This window comes from Rhodococcus sp. 2H158, assembly GCF_053764755.1.
Window position 1 is genome coordinate 112182 of sequence record NZ_JBSNCE010000011.1, and the last position, 16219, is coordinate 128400.

Genomic DNA, 16219 nt, shown 5'->3' on the forward strand with positions numbered 1-16219 from the left:
CGCGAGGAGGATTCCGTGTGGATGAGATTGCCGAAAACCGTTGCCGCAGTGGTGGCCTCGGTCGGATTGGTCGCGTCGTGCGGCGACGGCGACACCACGCCGGGCACACAACCGACCACGAGCGCGTCCGTTCCCGCGTCGGCACCGGCATCGGCGACGACGGCCGAGAGCGCCCCCACGTCCCCCTCGCCGGAGACGCCGCCGGCCGCGACGAGCGAGGACACGACGCCGCCGGCCGGGTCGGCCTTTCCCGGTGAAGATCTCGCCCCGGAGGAGGCCGAAGCGCTTCAGCGCGCGGTCGACGAGGGTAGCCAGCCGTGGCGGCTGGATCCGTCCCTCGTCGCGCAGGCGTTCGTGGCGGACCGATTCGGATGGAGCGACACCGACGCGCGCGCGGCCGACCCGCACACCGTCGAGGTGACGAACCGGGCGGACGGCAGCATCGTGGTGCTGCAGCTGCGCCGGCCCGTCCGGGAGAGCGCCGACGGAATCTGGGTCGTCACGGACGGCGTCCGGATCGGCTGAGCCACCAGCGGAAGCGCAGCCGGCACCCACACGCCGGAATCATGCCTCCGCCGCGGCCCGCCGGACCAGGTCGACGATCGCCTTCGGGGGCATCCGACTGCGGCGCATGCCCGGCCCACGGCAGCGGCACGAACCGCGCCCCGGGAATCAGCGGGACGTACCGCACCGTCTGCGCGGACGCGACGACGTCGAGTACGCCCTGCGCGAGGGTGACGGGGCACGTGATCCGGTCGAGACCCGCCGGCACGTCCGTCGGCACGGCGTTCCACAGCATCGACCAGTATCCCTCGGATTCCGCGAATCCTCCCTCCACGGAAAGTGATTCGGATCGCGAGGCGTGCCACGGAAGGGCCCGCAGACGGGCACGGCCACCCGAGCCCCGGTGGCCCCGCGCCGCTCACACCGGCTCGAGCAGTTCCGGGCGGTTGTTGCGAGGGTTGTTGACCGCGGTGCCGACCTCGTAGGGCTCCAGGTGGGGTTCGGGGACGGAGGCGATCAGCGCGTCGACGTCGTCGCGGTCGGTGAGGGCCGGATCGAGCCACACGTCGTGGAAGGACGGCGGCAGCACCAGCGGGCACCGCTCGTGGATCTGCCCGGCGGCGTCGGTGGCCTCCGTCGTCAGCACCGTGACGGTCCACAGCCACTTGTCGGGATGGTCGTCCGGCAGGTTCGGATCCGGCCACAGCTCGTACAGGCCGGCCATTCCGAGCACGCCGTCGCCGTGCAGGAAGTACGGCACCTTGGTGCCGTCCTCGCGCTTCTGCCACTCGAAGTACCCGTCGGCCGGCAGGATGCACCGTCGCCGCGCGGCCGCGGCCTTGAACGACGGTTTCTCGGTGATCGTCTCGCAGCGGGCATTGATCAGCCGGTTGCCGATCTTCGGGTCCTTGGCCCACGACGGCACCAGCCCCCACCGGGCGGAGCGGAGCTGACGCACCGCCTCCGCGCCCGGATCGTCCTTCGGGGCGCGCTCGAGCACCACCCGCACCGTCTGCGTCGGCGCGACGTTGTACGACGGGGGCAGCGGCTCGCCTACCGTCTCCACCACGTCGAACAGGGAGCGCAGTTCCTGATCGGTGACCGTGCTCGCATACCGACCGCACATGCCGCCCACCTTCTGTCGTCGTGCCTCGACCGGTCGATTCCCATGGTGCCGCACCGCACCGACATGCGCCGGGCCGCATGTGACGCCGGTCATCGGCACGGGTCGTCCGGCAGGGACGCACGGCCGGGCGCGCTAGCCTGGTGCCGGGACCGATCGTGCGAACCCGGTGACGACGTCGCGGGCAGCCGTGGTCTCCCCCGACGTACCGGCACCTTCCGGGCCGGCACGCAGTCTGTCCCCCATCGGATTGGAGTACATCGTGGTCGACCTCGCCTATGTCATCGCCGGGTCCGAAGCCACCGGCGGCGCAGGGTTGCAGGTGGATCTGAAGACATTCCAGGAGCTGGGCGTCTACGGCGTCGGCACCACCACCTGCATCGTCTCGTTCGACCCGCGGAACGACTGGTCGCACCGCTTCGTCCCGATCGCGCCCGAGGTCATCGCGGACCAGATCGAGGCCGCCACCGCGGCCCACGACCTCGACGTCGTCAAGATCGGCATGCTCGGCACCCCCGCGACCATCGAGGTGGTCGCCGAGGGCCTGCGTCGCCGGTCGTGGCGGCACGTCGTCCTGGACCCGGTGCTGATCTGCAAGGGTCAGGAGCCCGGCGCCGCGCTCGACACCGACAACGCGCTGCGCGAGGCCGTGCTGCCCCTGGCCACGGTGGTCACCCCCAACCTGTTCGAGGCCCGCACCCTGGCGGGGATGGACCGCATCGACACCGTCGACGACCTCGTCGAGGCCGCCCGCCGCATCCACGCCCTCGGCCCGCGGTACGTCCTGGCCAAGGGCGGCGTGGAGCTCGCCGGCGACGACGCCGTCGACGTGCTCTTCGACGGTGCGGAGGTCACCGTGTTCTCCGCGCCGAAGGTCGGCCGCGAGCGGGTGTCCGGCGCCGGCTGCACGCTCGCCGCGGCCGTGACCGCCGAACTCGCCAAGGGCGCCGACGTGCCCGCCGCCGTCGCGCTGGCGAAGGACTTCGTCACCGCCGGCATCGAGGGCCGGGTCGGGGCGCACACGCCGTTCGACACGGTGTGGCAGGGCGCGTACGCGGCGTCGCGCACGGCATAGGACCACCCCTGTTCGTCGGCGAGCCGGATTCGCCTATCGGAGTGCAGGTTTCGGACGTCGACAACCGCCGGGACGGTTGCCGATGTCCGGAACCGGCACGTGTGGCTCGGTATCGCGATACGCGGGTACGTCCGACGCCTATCGTGGACGGGCATCCGTCCGCTCGGCCGAGAGGATTCCCATGACCGCGATCCGGACTGCGCTCGTCACCGGCGGCACCGGCGGGCTCGGTGCCGCCGTCACGACGCATCTGCTCGAGACCGGCTGGCGGGTCGTGGTCCCCTGGGTGGCTCGTACCGAACTCGGCCGGCTCGCGGACCATCCGGGTCTGCATCTCGTGGAGGCGGACCTGTCCGACGAGGCGCAGCTGCGGCAGGCCGTCTCGCTCGCGGCGGCCGAGGAATCCGCGCCCCTGTTCGGTGTGGTGAATCTGGTGGGCGGGTTCACCTCGGGGCCGCGGGTGCACGAGACTCCGATCGAGGTCCTCGATGCCCAGCTGGATCTGAACGTGCGCACCGCCTACGCCGTGACCCGCGCGGCGCTGCCGCACCTGCTCGCGGGCGGCGGTGGGTCGGTGGTCTGCATGTCGACCGCGGCGACGAAGCGGCCGTTCGCCGGGGGCGCCGCCTACGTCGCGTCGAAGGCCGCCGTGACCGCACTGGTCGAGACCCTGGCCGTCGAGTACGCCGCCGACGGCGTCCGGGTCAACGCGCTGCTGCCCGTCGTCATCGACACTCCCGCGAACCGGGCGGCGATGCCCGACGCGAACCGGCGCTCGTGGTCGCAGCCCGCCGAGATCGCGCGCGTGATCCGGTTCCTGCTCTCCGACGACGGCGCCGCCGTGACCGGGGCTTCGATACCCGTCACGCATGTGGGCTGACGCGCCCGGCGCACTCCGCACCCGCCGGGCCGCCCCGGCTCGAACCGAGCGAATGGACCATGCTGTCGACGTGAGGAGCTGAACGATACATTCGCTCGCCCCGCGCACCCGCGCACCCGCGCGCCCGCGCACCCGCGCGCTACGCGGGTAGCTCGAGCCCCTGCTCGGCGGCGCGGCGCGCCACCTCCTCAGGGAAGACATTGCGCAGCAGGTACAGGTCCTGGCCGATGACCCAGCCGGGGGCGAGGGCGGTGGCGTAGCGCTCGAAGTAGCCGAGCTGCTTGCCGAACAGCACCAGTTCCTCCGGGCTGGCGATCCCCCATTGCTTGCCGAGCCGGATCAGCGCGACGATGAGTTCGCTGAGCCGCAGCTGTCCGAGGTCGCGGCCGAGGATCGGAGCAAGGGCCTGCGCCACCTGCCGGCCGATCTCGGCGTCGTCGGCATCGAGTCCGCTGGTGTAGCCGAGTGCGCGGATGCCTTGCGCCACGCGGGCGAAGTCCCCGTCGATGGCGGTCGCGCGGAACAGGTCGCGCAGGATGGCGCGCCAGTGCTCGGGCAGCTCGCCGACGATGCCGAAGTCCAGGAAGGCGAGGCGGCCGTCGTCGAGCAGCCACAGGTTCCCGGCGTGCACGTCGCCGTGGAACGGCCCGTGCAGGACGACCGATTCGATCCATACCTTCACCCCGCGGCGGATGAGCAGGCGGGTGTCGATGCCGGCGTCGGCGGGCACGCGGTCCATGGGCACACCGCGAAGGCGTTCCATGCAGATCACGCGCGGTCCGCAGTAGTCCCAGTACACCTGCGGCGTGGTGACGGCCGTGTTGTCCCCGAACGCGCCGATGCACTCCCGGAACCGGCTCTGCCGGTCCGCCTCGACCGCACTGTTGAGTTCGGTCATCGTGGACGAGTGCAGGTCGCGGATGATGGCGGTGGCGTTCGCGATGCGGAAGAACTCGAAGGCCTGCAGCAGGCGCGCGCCGAGGTAGGCCGCACGCAGGTCGATGAGCATGCGGTGGGCGATGCCGGGCCGCTGCACCTTCACGACCGCCTGCCGCCCGTCGTGCAGCACACACGCGTGCACCTGGCCGACGGACGCGGCGGCCAGCGGGAGGTCGTCGAACCGGGCGAACAGTTCGCCGACGGGATGCCCGAGGTCTTCCTCGATCACGGCGCGGGCCTGGTCCGCGGAGACGGGCGCGACGTCGTCCAGGCAGCGCAGGCACGCGTCGGCCAGCGGCTTGGGGAACACACCGGACGACGACGCCATGAGCTGGCCGAGCTTGACGAACGTGGGGCCGAGGATCTCGAATGCGTCGACGGTGCCCTCGGCGGCGGCGTCGGCCGGGCCGCGCCCGTCGGGCCGCAGCGGCCAGGCCAGCAGTTTCAGCAGCACGCTGACGACGAGCACCACGGCGACGACGACCGTGCGACCGGCTTCGCGCAGACCGAAACGCTCGAGCGGGGGCATGTCGACGTGCAGGGCCGACACGGGCGGTCCCCCGGCGTACGGGCCTGTCGGTCGTGGCGCGATGTCGGGCACGCGTCCCCCTCGTCCTTGCTGCCTGCCGGCGGGGCTGTCGGCCGGGGGCAGTTACTGGACGGTACCCGGAGTGCACAGATAGTTCGAGACCCTGTTTCCTGTCGGCCCCCGGGGCTACGCTCACGCTCGTAACTGCACTTCGGACCGACGGGCAGGCGGGGGCACACCATGACGGAGCAGGTTCTCGATTCGCAGGACGACTTTCTGACGCTCGCCGGTCCGTACCGGCGTGAGCTGCTGGCGCACTGTTACCGGATGAGTGGCTCGATCCACGACGCGGAAGACCTCGTGCAGGAGACGTACCTGCGCGCCTGGCGCGGCTACGCCAACTTCGGCGGCCGCTCGTCGCTGCGGACGTGGCTGCACCGCATCGCGACCAACGTGTGCCTGACCGCGCTGGAGGGCCGGTCGCGCCGGCCGCTGCCGACGGGGCTGGGGGCGCCGAGTTCGGATCCGGTCGACGACCTCGTCGAGCGCGGGGAAGTGCCGTGGCTCGAGCCGATTCCCGGCGGATCCCTCGGCGACGACGGTCGGCCGGACGACCCGACGGACCCGGCGGCGATCGTGACCTCGCGCGAGTCCATCCGTCTGGCGTTCGTGGCGGCGCTGCAGCATCTGTCGGCGCGGCAGCGGGCAGTGCTGCTGCTGAGGGACGTGCTGCAATGGCGGGCGACGGAGGTGGCCACCGCGCTGGACACCTCGACGGCCGCGGTGAACAGCCTGCTCCAGCGGGCCCGCGCGCAGCTGCAGCAGGCGCAGGTGACGAAGGAGAATCTGGTCGAGCCGGAGAGCCCGGAGGCGCAGGCGCTGGTGCGGCGCTGGGTCGAAGGGTTCGAGAAGTACGACATCGATTCGATCGTCGAGATGCTCACCCAGGAGGCGGTCTGGGAGATGCCGCCGTTCGAGGGCTGGTACCGCGGCGCCGAGGCGATCGGGACCCTCATCCGGACGCATTGCCCGGCGAGCGGGCCGGGAGACCAGGTTCTGCTGCCGACGGTGGCGAACGGGCAGCCCGCCCTCGGCCTCTACATGAGAGGCGAGGACGGGCAGCACCATCCGTTTCAGCTGCAGGTGCTCGATGTCGTGGGCGACCGGGTGGTGCATGTGACGGTGTTCTTCGACACCGAGCTGTTCGCCCTGTTCGGGCTGCCCGAGCACCCCTGAGGCCGGCCGCTACGTCTGCACGGACGTCTCGGCCTGGGATCCCATCGCGGCGGCCGCGGCCTCGACGTCCATCCACATGACCTCCCAGACGTGCCCGTCGAGGTCGCGGAAGGCCCGGCCGTACATGAAGTCGGTCTTCATCTCCTCCGACCCGGCGGTGATCCAGTCGCTGCCACCGGCGGCGAGCGCGGCGTCGACGAGCCGGTCGACCTCGTCGCGGCTGTCGGCGGACACGCTCATGAGCACCTCACGGGCCGTGGCGGTGTCGCAGATGTCGCCGGTGATGAAGTCGCGGAAGCGCGGCTCCTCGAGGAGCATCACGTAGGTCTGTTCGTTGATCTCGAGGCAGGCGGTGTTGGCGTCGCAGAACATCTCGTTGAAGGTGAAGCCGAGAGCGTCGAAGAACGTGCGGGTGGCGGCGACATCCTTGACGGCCAGGTTGGCGAAGAGCATGCGGGACATCTTCAACTCCTTGCGTGTGAGCGGGCGGACGGTACCTCGTGTGAGGGTGTCGAGCAGGTAGACCACCCGGCAGCGGGAAACTCATCGCGCCGCCCGGGATCGCCGAAATCCCGGCGCGCAGCGGAGCGAGGAACTATGCCCTGCGGCCGGTGCTTAGGGCACCGAAGCGATGGACCATACCCCAGCGGGTATGTATCCTGGCTTCATCCGGCCAACGGAGACGATCGGCCGTCACAGACACCGCGTCCCACCTCCCTCCCCCCGTAGGCGGGACGTGGCACCGGGCGTCATGCGCCCGGCGCGGACCCCCTGCCCTCCCCTCCCCTCGGGCAGGGGGTTTGTCGTTTTCGGACCGGCCGGCTCGCGCCCGTCGCACGGCAGGAACAAATCCCCCGGCCGGTCGGTTAGAGTAGTTGAACAGTCAACTACATGCCGAAGGAGCCCGCCATGCCCGCGGTGACCGTAGACAACATCCTCACGCTGCCCCGCATCCCGTCCCCCGCGCCGGACGCCCCCGCCCGTCCCGTCCTCGGCGTCCGCACCGCCCCCGTCGGATACGAGGGTGAGGGTTTCCCCGTGCGCCGGGCATTCGCAGGCATCGACCAGCGCTTCCTCGATCCGTTCATCCACATGGACCAGATGGGCGAGGTGCAGTACGCACCCGGTGAACCCAAGGGCACCCCGTGGCACCCGCACCGCGGCTTCGAGACCGTCACCTACATGATCGACGGGATCCTGGAGCACAAGGACTCCAACGGCGGCGGCGGCACCATCGGCGGCGGCGACACCCAGTGGATGACGGCGGGGTCGGGCATCCTGCACATCGAGGCCCCGCCGGAACATGTCGTTGCCAGCGGCGGCCTGTTCCACGGCGTGCAGTTGTGGGTGAACCTGCCCCGGGACAACAAGATGGCGCAGCCCCGATACCAGGACATCTCCGGCAGCCAGGTGGCCCTGGCCTCCTCCCCCGACGGCGGCGCCCTCGTCCGCGTCGTCGCCGGCGAGATCGGCGGTGTGCGCGGCCCCGGCGTCACCCACACCCCGATCGCCCTCGCCCACCTGACCGTCGCGCCCGGCGCCTCGGTGACCCTGCCGTGGCGCCGGGAGTACAACGCGCTCGGTTACGTGCTCGCCGGGGACGGCACCGTCGGCGCGGAGCGCGCACCGATCCGGGCCGGACAGACCGCCGTGTTCGGACCGAATGGCGACAGCGTCACGTTCACCGCCGCCACCACCCAGGACTCGCGCACCGCGTCGCTCGAGGTGTTCCTGCTCGGCGGGCGGCCGATCCGCGAGCCCGTGGCGATGTACGGGCCGTTCGTGATGAACACCAAGGCCGAGATCATCCAGGCGTTCGAGGACTTCCAGGCCGGCCGGCTCGGGACCGTCCCGGCCGAACACGAGCAGTTGCCGTAAGGCGCGCCGGGACCGAAGGGCTCCTCCGGGAGATGCGCGCCTCGGCACGCCGGCCCGCCGCCCGCCCCGTTCCGCTCCGTACCCTGACCCGCGATACCTTTCGAGGAGACACCATGACCGACGCCCCGACCATCGACATCCGGCGCGCCGAAGAGCGGCTGACGACGAAGATCTCCTGGCTCGATTCGAAGCACTCGTTCTCCTTCGGGCACCACTACGACCCGGACAACACCCACCACGGGCTGCTGCTGGTCAGCAACGACGACACCGTCCTGCCGGGCCAGGGCTTCGACACGCATCCGCACCGCGACATGGAGATCGTGACCTGGGTGCTGCGCGGCAGCCTCGTGCACCAGGACTCGATCGGGCACTCCGGCGTCATCTACCCCGGCCTGGCGCAGCGGATGAGCGCCGGGACGGGCATCCTGCACTCGGAGAAGAACGACTCCTGGCGACTGCCCGGCGTCACGGGGCTGCACGCCGAGGAGCACGCCGAACCGGTGCGCTTCATCCAGATGTGGGTGGTCCCGGACGAGTCGGGCATCACCCCCGGCTACGAACAGCTCGAGATCGACGACGAACTGATGCGCGGCGGACTGGTGCCCGTCGCGACCGGGATCCCCGAGCACCGCGACCACGCCGCCATCCGTATCCACAACAAGTACGCCGGGCTGTCGGTCGCCCGGCTGCAGCCGGGCCGGCCGGTCGTCCTACCCGATGCGCCGTACCTGCACGTGTTCGTCGCCCAGGGCACGGCCGAGCTCGAGGGCGCCGGCACCCTGCGGGAGGGTGACGCCGTGCGACTGACCGGTTCCGGCGGGCAGCGGATCCACACCGACACGGCCGCGGAGATCCTCGTGTGGGAGATGCACGCGCATCTCGGCTGACCGGGGTGGGCGGGACGCCCCGGTCCCGGCCTCGGTACGGTGACCGAGCGAACCCTCGCTCCGTCCCTCCCGATCCCAGGATGCCTCCCGTGACCGTCACCGCCCCCGAAACCGATCGCCTCAACGCCTTCATGGGCATCGACACCGTGGCCGGGGAGCCCCGAACGGTGGCGTTCCGCCAACCGCTCGGCGACCGATTTCTCGACCACCGCGGCCGCACCACCGTCGGGTCCGTCGGTGTGCTCACCGACGTCGTGCTCGGCGCCGCCCCGCACCTCGTGTGGCGGGGCCAGGGCCGCGACACCCGGTCCGTACTCACCCAACTCAGCGCGTCGACCGCGAATCCGATTTCCGCCCAGGGGAATCTGCACGGTACCGGCCGCGCGGTCCACGTGGACGAGGACACGGCGCTGAGCACCGCGCAGATCCGCGACGACGCAGGCGATCTGGTGATCCAGCTGACGGGACGGTCCATGGTCGTGAATCGTCCCGCCGTGTTCGACGCAGACTCGTTCGCGGACGCGTCCGGTCTGTCCCGGCCCACCCCCGAACCCTGGACGGATCCGGCGGAACTCACCGACCGCCCCGGGCTCGACGTAGTCTCCGGCATCGCCGCCGGCACGGTGGCCCGCGGACCGCTCGCGGGACTACTCGACCTGCGCCTGCAGACCGTCGAGAAGGGCCACGTCACCGCGGTGGTGCCGCCGGTGGAGTGGATGGCCAATCCCATGGGGGCGGTGCAGGGCGGGGTGCTGGTCTCCGTCGCCGACGCCGTCGCCGAACTGGCGGCCCAGACCCTCACCGCCGCCGGCCGGCAGTACCGGCTGCTGAACCTGACCCTCGACTACCTGCGCTCACCCGAGGCGCCGGGTCCCGACCTGCTCGTCGAGGCGAAGGTCACCCGCGCGGGCCGGCGACTCGCCTCGATCGACACGCACCTCACCGCACCGGACGGCGCGGTCCTGGTGCGGGCACACGCGAGCGTGCATATGGGTTCGCTCTGAAGGTGTCGGCTTCCGACCGCGCTCGATCAACTCGCCGAGGGGTGGGCGGAGACGACCCTCATCCGGCCCCCGGGCTCCGACCGTCGCATCAGAGGGGGGCGCAGGTCGTACCGGTCAGTGGTCGTCGTAGTGCCCGTCGTGCGCGGCGTGCCGGTGCCCGTCGTGGATGTAGTCCAGGTGATCCCCGTGCGGGACGGCCACGTGTCCGCAGCCTTCACCGTGGATGTGGTCGTGTCCTTCGTGGGCCACATGCTCGGCGGGTTCACACTCGTCGACGTGTCCGTCGTGGACTCGGTGCAGATGCCCGTCGTGCACATAGTCGACGTGGTCGCCGTGTGGCACGGCCACGTGCCCGCAGCCCTCGCCGTGGGCATGTTCATGGCCTGCATGTTCTCGGTGGGTGGTCATCGCCGCGCTCCTCGGACAGACGAAACCGTTTCGCGCTTCCCAGTCTCCCACCGTCATCCGTGGTTCGGAACAGAGCCGCCGGTGATCCTGCTGTTCGTGGTCAAGGCGGTCACCGGGCGCCGCGTGCACCACTGACAGGTCCCGGGTCGGCGCGGGGTGCGGCACCTCGGCACCGGCCGTCAGGTAGCCCGCCGTCAGGCCGCCTGCCGGGCGACGACGACACCCGCGGCGCCAAGGCGCGGGAACCGCATGTCCGAGATGGGGGTGACGCTACCGAGGCGGTTGGTGACGAAGGCGATCGACAGGCCGGTTTCCGGATCGGCGAACGCGCCGGAGCCGCCGAAGCCGAAGTGGCCGATCGACTGCAGCGGCTGCTCGCGCAGGGCGACCCAGCCCGGGTGGTAGCCCAGCCGCCAGTTCGGGCGGATACCGAGCACGTAGTCGCGGCGACGGGTCTGCACCTCCAGGACCTGCTCGAGGGTCTCCTCCTTCAGCAGCCGCGCCCCGCCGAGTTCGCCGGCGTTCGCGAGGGCCCCGTACATCCGGGCCAGCGCGCGAGCGGTGAACACCCCGTTCCACCCCGGCATCACCGCGTCGTGCGCCGCGGGGCTGCGGGCCAGCTCGTCGAAGCCTTCGGCCATGCCCGCTTCGGCGACGCCACGCAACCCGGGCAGCCGCGACAGCACGGTGCCGGTGACCGCCCACGGGGCGGGGGTCGGATTCAGCCGGGGGAACACCCGGGCGATGCGGTGCCGCTCTTCCTGCGGCACGTGGAACCAGAACTCGCGCAGACCGAGCGGGCCGGCGATCTCCTGCTCGATCAGCTCGGTGAAGGACAGGCCGGTCACCCGGATGGCGATCTCGGCGACGAGGTTGCCGTAGGTGACGGCGTGATAGCCGGGGCCGGCGAGCCGGCGCGGGTCCGGAGCGGCTGCCGCGAGTGCGGCCGCCACCGCGTCGGAGTCGAGCAGCCCGAAGCGTCCCGGCACGAGGCCGCGCGCGCGGTGCAGACCGGCGCGGTGCGACATCAGTTCCCGGACGGTGATGGATTCCTTCCCGGCGGCCCCGAATTCGGGCCAGTACGTCGCGACCGGTTCGTCGTAGTCGACGAGCCCGCGCTCGGCGAGCCGGTGCAGCACGGTGCTCGCGACGCCCTTGCCGGTGGAGAACGACAGCGCCACCGTGTCGTGGGTCCAGCGCTTGTCCCGGGACGCCCAGCCCGCCCAGATGTCGAGCACCGGTTCGCCGTGCAGGTACGCGGCCAGCGCCCCGCCGCCCTGCCGGGTGTCGCGGAACATCTTGAAGAACCGGTCGGCTACCGGCAGGAAGCGAGGGTCGACGATCATCTCGGTCCGGGGGTGCTCGCCGTCCACCCGCCTGGTCGCTCCGGTGTCGGAACTCATGGCGCCACTCCTACCGCGGCCTCCAGCTCTGACAGAGACCGCTCTGTCAGAGGTATCAACGTTTCGATGTCCGGTATTACTTCCCCACCGGCCACATATCCGAACCCGACACGGTCGGCATACGAGCACACCGTGACGTTGAGAGCCATCCCGTCGTACACGATCGACACGGGGTAGATCTCCTCGAGGTGGGCGCCGTTCCAGTACAGCTCGGTGCGCGGGCCGGGCACGTTGGAGATCGGCAGGTTGTAGCCGGGCCGCACCCTCGGGTCGAACGGGAGCATCGGGACCAGAATGGTGGGCAGGATGCTCGGAGCTGCCACCAGCAGCGACGGCACCGGCCCCAGCGACGCGACGCGCTCCTTGGCCACCTGCATCGACCGGTGGATCAGGCCCAGCCGGTCGGCCGGGTCGGCGAGGTCGGTGCCCAGGGTGCACACCGCGGTTCCGAACGCATTGCCCGCCGTCCCGCCGTCCTGCCGCCCGCGTACCGAAACCGGGCAGATCGCCACCAGGGAGTCACCGGGCAGTTCGTCGTGCTCGGCGAACCACGAGCGCAACGCCCCGGCCACAACGGCCGTGACGACGTCGTTGCCGGTCACCCCCGACGCGTGCTGGATCGCGCGCAGCCGCGCCTTCGGCCAGCCGGCGGCCGCGAAGCTGCGGCCGGCTCCGAGAGGGCCGTTGAGCCGGGTGCGCGGCGCCGCGAACGGCAGCACGGTGGTGTCGGTGGTCAGGCCCTGCACCGTGGAGCGGACCTGCCCTTCGACGGTCCGACGGACCAGACCCATCCCGGAGGCGACCGTCCCGACGGCCGAGCGGGCCAGGGCGAGCGGGGTGGGAAGCCCGCCGTGCGCGGACCCGGGCCGGTCGCGCCTGCCGGTGGCGAAGAACGGGGACATCGACCGACGATCGGGGTCGGGCGACATCGACTCCTCGATCATCCGCAGGCCCGCGATCCCGTCGAGGACCGCATGGTGGACCTTGATGTAGAGCGCGTACCGGCCGTCGGGAAGGCCGTCGACGAGGTGTGCCTCCCACATCGGGCGGGAGTGGTCGAGGGGTTCGGCATGCAACGCGCCCACCAGCTTCCACAACTCGTCCCGTCCGGCGCCCGGCGGCAGCGACGCCCGCCGCACGTGGTAGCTCAGGTCGATGTCGTCCACGTCGCGCCAGGCCCACCACCCGCCGGTGTCCACTCCCCGGTACGCCCGGCGCCGCAACACCGGATCCACCTCGCCGCCCCGGTCGAGGGCGTCCCGGTACGCGTCGTCGACGAACCGCGGGCCGGCGTCCTCGGGCGGGGCGAGGATCAGCACCACCGCGACGTGCATGGGATTGGCCAGCAGCTCCGCCGTCATGAGAACGGCATCGATCGGGTCCATCAGACCCACATGCTCACCCCGCTTCCACGTGTCTGTGAGGCTTCGGTCACGGTAACTCGAGCGGGACGCGTCGCGGGCCGGGACGGCCGGTCGTGCACACGCAGGCCCGTGCCGGGTGCGGAGAATGGGTGTAAGGATGGACGACATGACCATCGTGGAGCATTCCCGGGCTCGGCACTCGGGCATCGACCTGACCCACCTCGACGAGAGCACCCGAGCGCAGGACGACCTGTTCGAGCACGTCAACGGGCGCTGGCTCGCCGAACACGAGATCCCCGCCGACCGGGCCCTCGACGGCGCGTTCCGCACGCTGTTCGACAAGGCCGAGGTCGACGTCCGCACCCTCATCGAGGAGGCGGCCGCGTCCTCGGCCGAGCGGGGCACCGACGCCCAGCGCATCGGCGACCTGTACGCGAGCTTCCTGAACACCGAGGCCGTGGAGGCGGCGGGGCTGAGCCCGATCGCCGGCGAGCTGGCCGCCGTGGCGGACGCCGCGGACCGGGCCGAGCTCGCGGCCGTGCTCGGGCGGCTGCAACGCGTCGGGGTCGGCGGCGCCGTCGGGCACTACGTGGACACCGACGCGAAGAAATCGTCGCGCTATCTGATGCACACGACGCAGTCCGGCCTCGGCCTGCCCGACGAGTCGTACTACCGCGAGGACAGCCACGCCGAGATCCGGGCGCAGTACGTCGCGCACATCGGGCGCATGTTCGAGCTGGCGGGCATCGGGCACGACCCGCAGCGGGTACTCGACCTCGAGACCCGGCTGGCCGCCGGGCACTGGGACGTGGTCAAGCGGCGCGACGCCGACCTGTCCTACAACCTCGTGACGTTCGAGGCCCTGACCTCCGATCGGCCCGGCTTCGACTGGCGCGGCTGGATCGACGCGCTCGGGGCCACCGAGGAGCAGTGGGCCGAGATCGTGGTCCGCCAGCCGGACTTCCTCGACACGTTTGCGCGGCTGTGGGCCGACGCGTCCCTCGAGGACTGGAAGGCTTGGGCCACCTGGCGGGTCCTGCACGCCCGCGCGCCGTACCTCACCGAGGCGCTCGTCGCCGAGAACTTCGCGTTCTACGGCCGCACCCTGACCGGCGCGCAGGAGATCCGCGACCGGTGGAAGCGCGGTGTGGCGCTCGTACAGGACCTGCTCGGCGAGGCCGTCGGCAAGCTGTATGTGGAACGGCACTTCCCGGCCGAGGCCAAGGCCCACATGCAGCACCTCGTCGCCAACCTGCAGGAGGCGTACCGGCGCAGCATCGCCGACCTCGAGTGGATGAGCCCGCAGACCCGCGAGGCGGCGCTGCGCAAGCTGGAGAAGTTCACACCCAAGATCGGCTACCCGGACAAGTGGCGGGACTACTCGGCCGTGACGATCGACGCGGACGATCTGGTCGGCAACTACCGCAGCGGCTACGCCGCCGAGTACGACCGCGACCTGGCCAAGCTCGGTGGGCCGGTGGACCGCGACGAGTGGTTCATGACGCCGCAGACCGTCAACGCCTACTACAACCCGGGCATGAACGAGATCGTGTTCCCCGCCGCGATCCTGCAACCGCCGTTCTTCGACCTGCACGCCGACGACGCCGCCAACTACGGCGGGATCGGCGCCGTCATCGGCCACGAGATCGGGCACGGCTTCGACGATCAGGGCGCCAAGTACGACGGCGACGGCAATCTCGAGAACTGGTGGACCGATGACGATCGCACCGAGTTCGGCAAGCGCACCGCGGCGCTGATCGCGCAGTACGACGAGTTCGAGCCGAAGGCGCTCGCCGGCCATCGGGTGAACGGCAGCTTCACCATCGGCGAGAACATCGGCGACCTCGGCGGGCTGTCCATCGCGCTGAAGGCGTACGAGATCGCACTCGACGGTGCCGAGGCGCCCGTGATCGACGGCCTCACGGGCCTGCAGCGGGTGTTCTTCGGCTGGGCGCAGGTGTGGCGGACCAAGGTCCGCGACGAGGAGGCGCTGCGCCGGCTCGCCGTGGACCCGCACTCGCCGCCGGAGTTCCGCTGCAACGGGGTGGTGCGCAACATCGACGCCTTCTACGAGGCGTTCGACGTGCGTCCCGGCGATGTGCTGTATCTCGCACAGCAGGAGCGCGTGCGGATCTGGTGAGCCGGACGCCGGTGCGCCGCGCCCCCCGACGGGGCGGCGTACCGGCGCCCGACTAGGAGCGCGAGGTCTGAGGCACCGAGATCCCGCGCGAGCCGAACCACGCCATCGGGTCCATCTTGGCGCCGCCCGGCTGCCACACCTCGAAGTGCAGGTGCGGCCCGGTGGACTGGCCTCGGTTGCCCATCGTGGCGATCACGTCGCCCGCCCGCACCTGCTGGCCGACGGACACGAGCGACTCGTTGATGTGCCCGTAGACGCCGATGGTGCCGTCGTCCTGTTGGATGCGAACCCACAGCCCGAAGCCGGAGGCGGGACCGGATTCGATCACGGTGCCGTCGGTGACCGACTTGATCGGCGTGCCGATGGCGTTGGCGATGTCGATGCCGTTGTGCGCCGTTCCCCAGCGGGGACCGAAGCCGGAGGTCAGCGCCCCGACGGTCGGGAAGACGGCGCTCGGGCGGCTCGCGAGTTCCCGCGCGATCCGCTCGGCCTCCTCCCGGGCGACGCGCTCGGCCTCGCGCTGGCGCTCCGCGGCCTCCGCGGCGAGGCGCGCGGCCTCCCGCTCGGCGGCGCGCTGCAGCTGGTCGACGTACCGGTCGGTGCCTGCGTCCGGAAGCTGCAGCACCTGCGGCGCCGTCGAGAGCCCGACCGTCGGCTGCTGCCGCTCGGGGGCGGCCTCGGCCCGGGGTTGCCCGGGCGCCGCCTGGGCCGCGGCGCTGCCGGCCGCGAGCACGGCGCCGACCGCCAGGGGGATGGTCAGCAACCGGCGCGCGGGCCCGGTCCGGGTCGAGCGCCGGTGTGCCCCACGCCGGGGCGCCACGGGTTCGGAAGCTTCGCTGGAGTTGTCAC

General features: G+C 71.4%; 16 protein-coding genes. 8 read left to right on the forward strand and 8 right to left on the reverse strand.

The window, feature by feature from the left end; all coding sequences use genetic code 11:
* The first annotated feature begins 21 nt into the window (after positions 1-21).
* Positions 22-525: an acyl transferase gene (locus tag ACWPOB_RS12915; RefSeq protein WP_455401044.1), complete on the forward strand. Its 504-nt coding sequence runs from the start codon at positions 22-24 to the stop codon at positions 523-525.
* Here the strand turns inward: ACWPOB_RS12915 and ACWPOB_RS12920 are convergent.
* A complete protein-coding gene (locus tag ACWPOB_RS12920; RefSeq protein WP_455401045.1) occupies positions 500-838 on the reverse strand; it encodes an alpha/beta fold hydrolase in 339 nt (112 codons plus the stop codon). The genes ACWPOB_RS12915 and ACWPOB_RS12920 overlap by 26 nt on opposite strands.
* Before the next feature lie 84 nt (positions 839-922).
* Positions 923-1630 (reverse strand): SOS response-associated peptidase, encoded by a 708-nt coding sequence (locus tag ACWPOB_RS12925; RefSeq protein WP_455401046.1) that lies wholly within the window; start codon positions 1628-1630, stop codon positions 923-925.
* Between the two features lie 259 nt (positions 1631-1889).
* Between ACWPOB_RS12925 and thiD the strand changes: the two genes are divergently transcribed.
* Both thiD and ACWPOB_RS12935 read left to right on the forward strand, forming a co-directional pair.
* Positions 1890-2702 carry a bifunctional hydroxymethylpyrimidine kinase/phosphomethylpyrimidine kinase gene (thiD, locus tag ACWPOB_RS12930; protein WP_455401110.1) on the forward strand — a complete coding sequence of 271 codons (813 nt, stop codon included), beginning with the start codon at positions 1890-1892 and terminating at the stop codon, positions 2700-2702.
* Positions 2703-2883: 181 nt separating this feature from the next.
* Complete coding sequence (locus ACWPOB_RS12935) at positions 2884-3582, forward strand: SDR family NAD(P)-dependent oxidoreductase (protein WP_100056012.1); 699 nt, start codon at positions 2884-2886, stop codon at positions 3580-3582.
* 139 nt (positions 3583-3721) lie between these two features.
* On the opposite strand, the gene ACWPOB_RS12940 is transcribed toward ACWPOB_RS12935, so the two are convergent.
* Entirely contained in the window at positions 3722-5122 is a 1401-nt protein-coding gene (locus ACWPOB_RS12940; RefSeq protein ID WP_455401047.1) for an ABC1 kinase family protein, read from the reverse strand.
* 168 nt (positions 5123-5290) lie between these two features.
* Between ACWPOB_RS12940 and ACWPOB_RS12945 the strand changes: the two genes are divergently transcribed.
* On the forward strand, positions 5291-6286 hold the full coding sequence (locus tag ACWPOB_RS12945) for a sigma-70 family RNA polymerase sigma factor (RefSeq protein ID WP_006947344.1): 996 nt from the start codon (positions 5291-5293) through the stop codon (positions 6284-6286).
* 9 nt (positions 6287-6295) lie between these two features.
* Here the strand turns inward: ACWPOB_RS12945 and ACWPOB_RS12950 are convergent, their stop codons facing one another.
* Positions 6296-6748 carry a VOC family protein gene (locus ACWPOB_RS12950; protein WP_455401048.1) on the reverse strand — a complete coding sequence of 151 codons (453 nt, stop codon included), beginning with the start codon at positions 6746-6748 and terminating at the stop codon, positions 6296-6298.
* A 447-nt stretch (positions 6749-7195) separates the two neighbouring features.
* Here ACWPOB_RS12950 and ACWPOB_RS12955 point away from each other — a divergent pair, with 447 nt between their 5' ends.
* The 3 genes from ACWPOB_RS12955 to ACWPOB_RS12965 all read left to right on the forward strand — a co-directional run bounded on the left by ACWPOB_RS12955 (position 7196) and on the right by ACWPOB_RS12965 (position 10055).
* Positions 7196-8164 carry a pirin family protein gene (locus ACWPOB_RS12955; RefSeq protein WP_455401049.1) on the forward strand — a complete coding sequence of 323 codons (969 nt, stop codon included), beginning with the start codon at positions 7196-7198 and terminating at the stop codon, positions 8162-8164.
* A 113-nt stretch (positions 8165-8277) separates the two neighbouring features.
* Positions 8278-9051, forward strand: a complete 774-nt coding sequence (locus ACWPOB_RS12960; RefSeq protein ID WP_455401050.1) for a pirin family protein — start codon at positions 8278-8280, stop codon at positions 9049-9051.
* A gap of 80 nt (positions 9052-9131) precedes the next feature.
* Entirely contained in the window at positions 9132-10055 is a 924-nt protein-coding gene (locus tag ACWPOB_RS12965) for a PaaI family thioesterase (RefSeq protein ID WP_455401051.1), read from the forward strand.
* A gap of 114 nt (positions 10056-10169) precedes the next feature.
* Here ACWPOB_RS12965 and ACWPOB_RS12970 read toward each other — a convergent pair whose 3' ends face one another.
* The 3 genes from ACWPOB_RS12970 to ACWPOB_RS12980 form a co-directional block, all read right to left on the reverse strand.
* Positions 10170-10463 carry a hypothetical protein gene (locus tag ACWPOB_RS12970; protein WP_455401052.1) on the reverse strand — a complete coding sequence of 98 codons (294 nt, stop codon included), beginning with the start codon at positions 10461-10463 and terminating at the stop codon, positions 10170-10172.
* A 194-nt stretch (positions 10464-10657) separates the two neighbouring features.
* Positions 10658-11866 (reverse strand): serine hydrolase domain-containing protein, encoded by a 1209-nt coding sequence (locus tag ACWPOB_RS12975; protein ID WP_455401053.1) that lies wholly within the window; start codon positions 11864-11866, stop codon positions 10658-10660.
* A complete protein-coding gene (locus ACWPOB_RS12980; RefSeq protein ID WP_455401054.1) occupies positions 11863-13260 on the reverse strand; it encodes a WS/DGAT/MGAT family O-acyltransferase in 1398 nt (465 codons plus the stop codon). The genes ACWPOB_RS12975 and ACWPOB_RS12980 overlap by 4 nt, the downstream gene beginning before the upstream one ends.
* 136 nt (positions 13261-13396) lie before the next feature.
* Here ACWPOB_RS12980 and ACWPOB_RS12985 point away from each other — a divergent pair, with 136 nt between their 5' ends.
* Entirely contained in the window at positions 13397-15370 is a 1974-nt protein-coding gene (locus ACWPOB_RS12985; RefSeq protein WP_455401055.1) for a M13 family metallopeptidase, read from the forward strand.
* 52 nt (positions 15371-15422) lie between these two features.
* Here the strand turns inward: ACWPOB_RS12985 and ACWPOB_RS12990 are convergent, their stop codons facing one another.
* Complete coding sequence (locus ACWPOB_RS12990; protein ID WP_455401111.1) at positions 15423-16133, reverse strand: M23 family metallopeptidase; 711 nt, start codon at positions 16131-16133, stop codon at positions 15423-15425.
* Between the last annotated feature and the right edge of the window lie 86 nt (positions 16134-16219).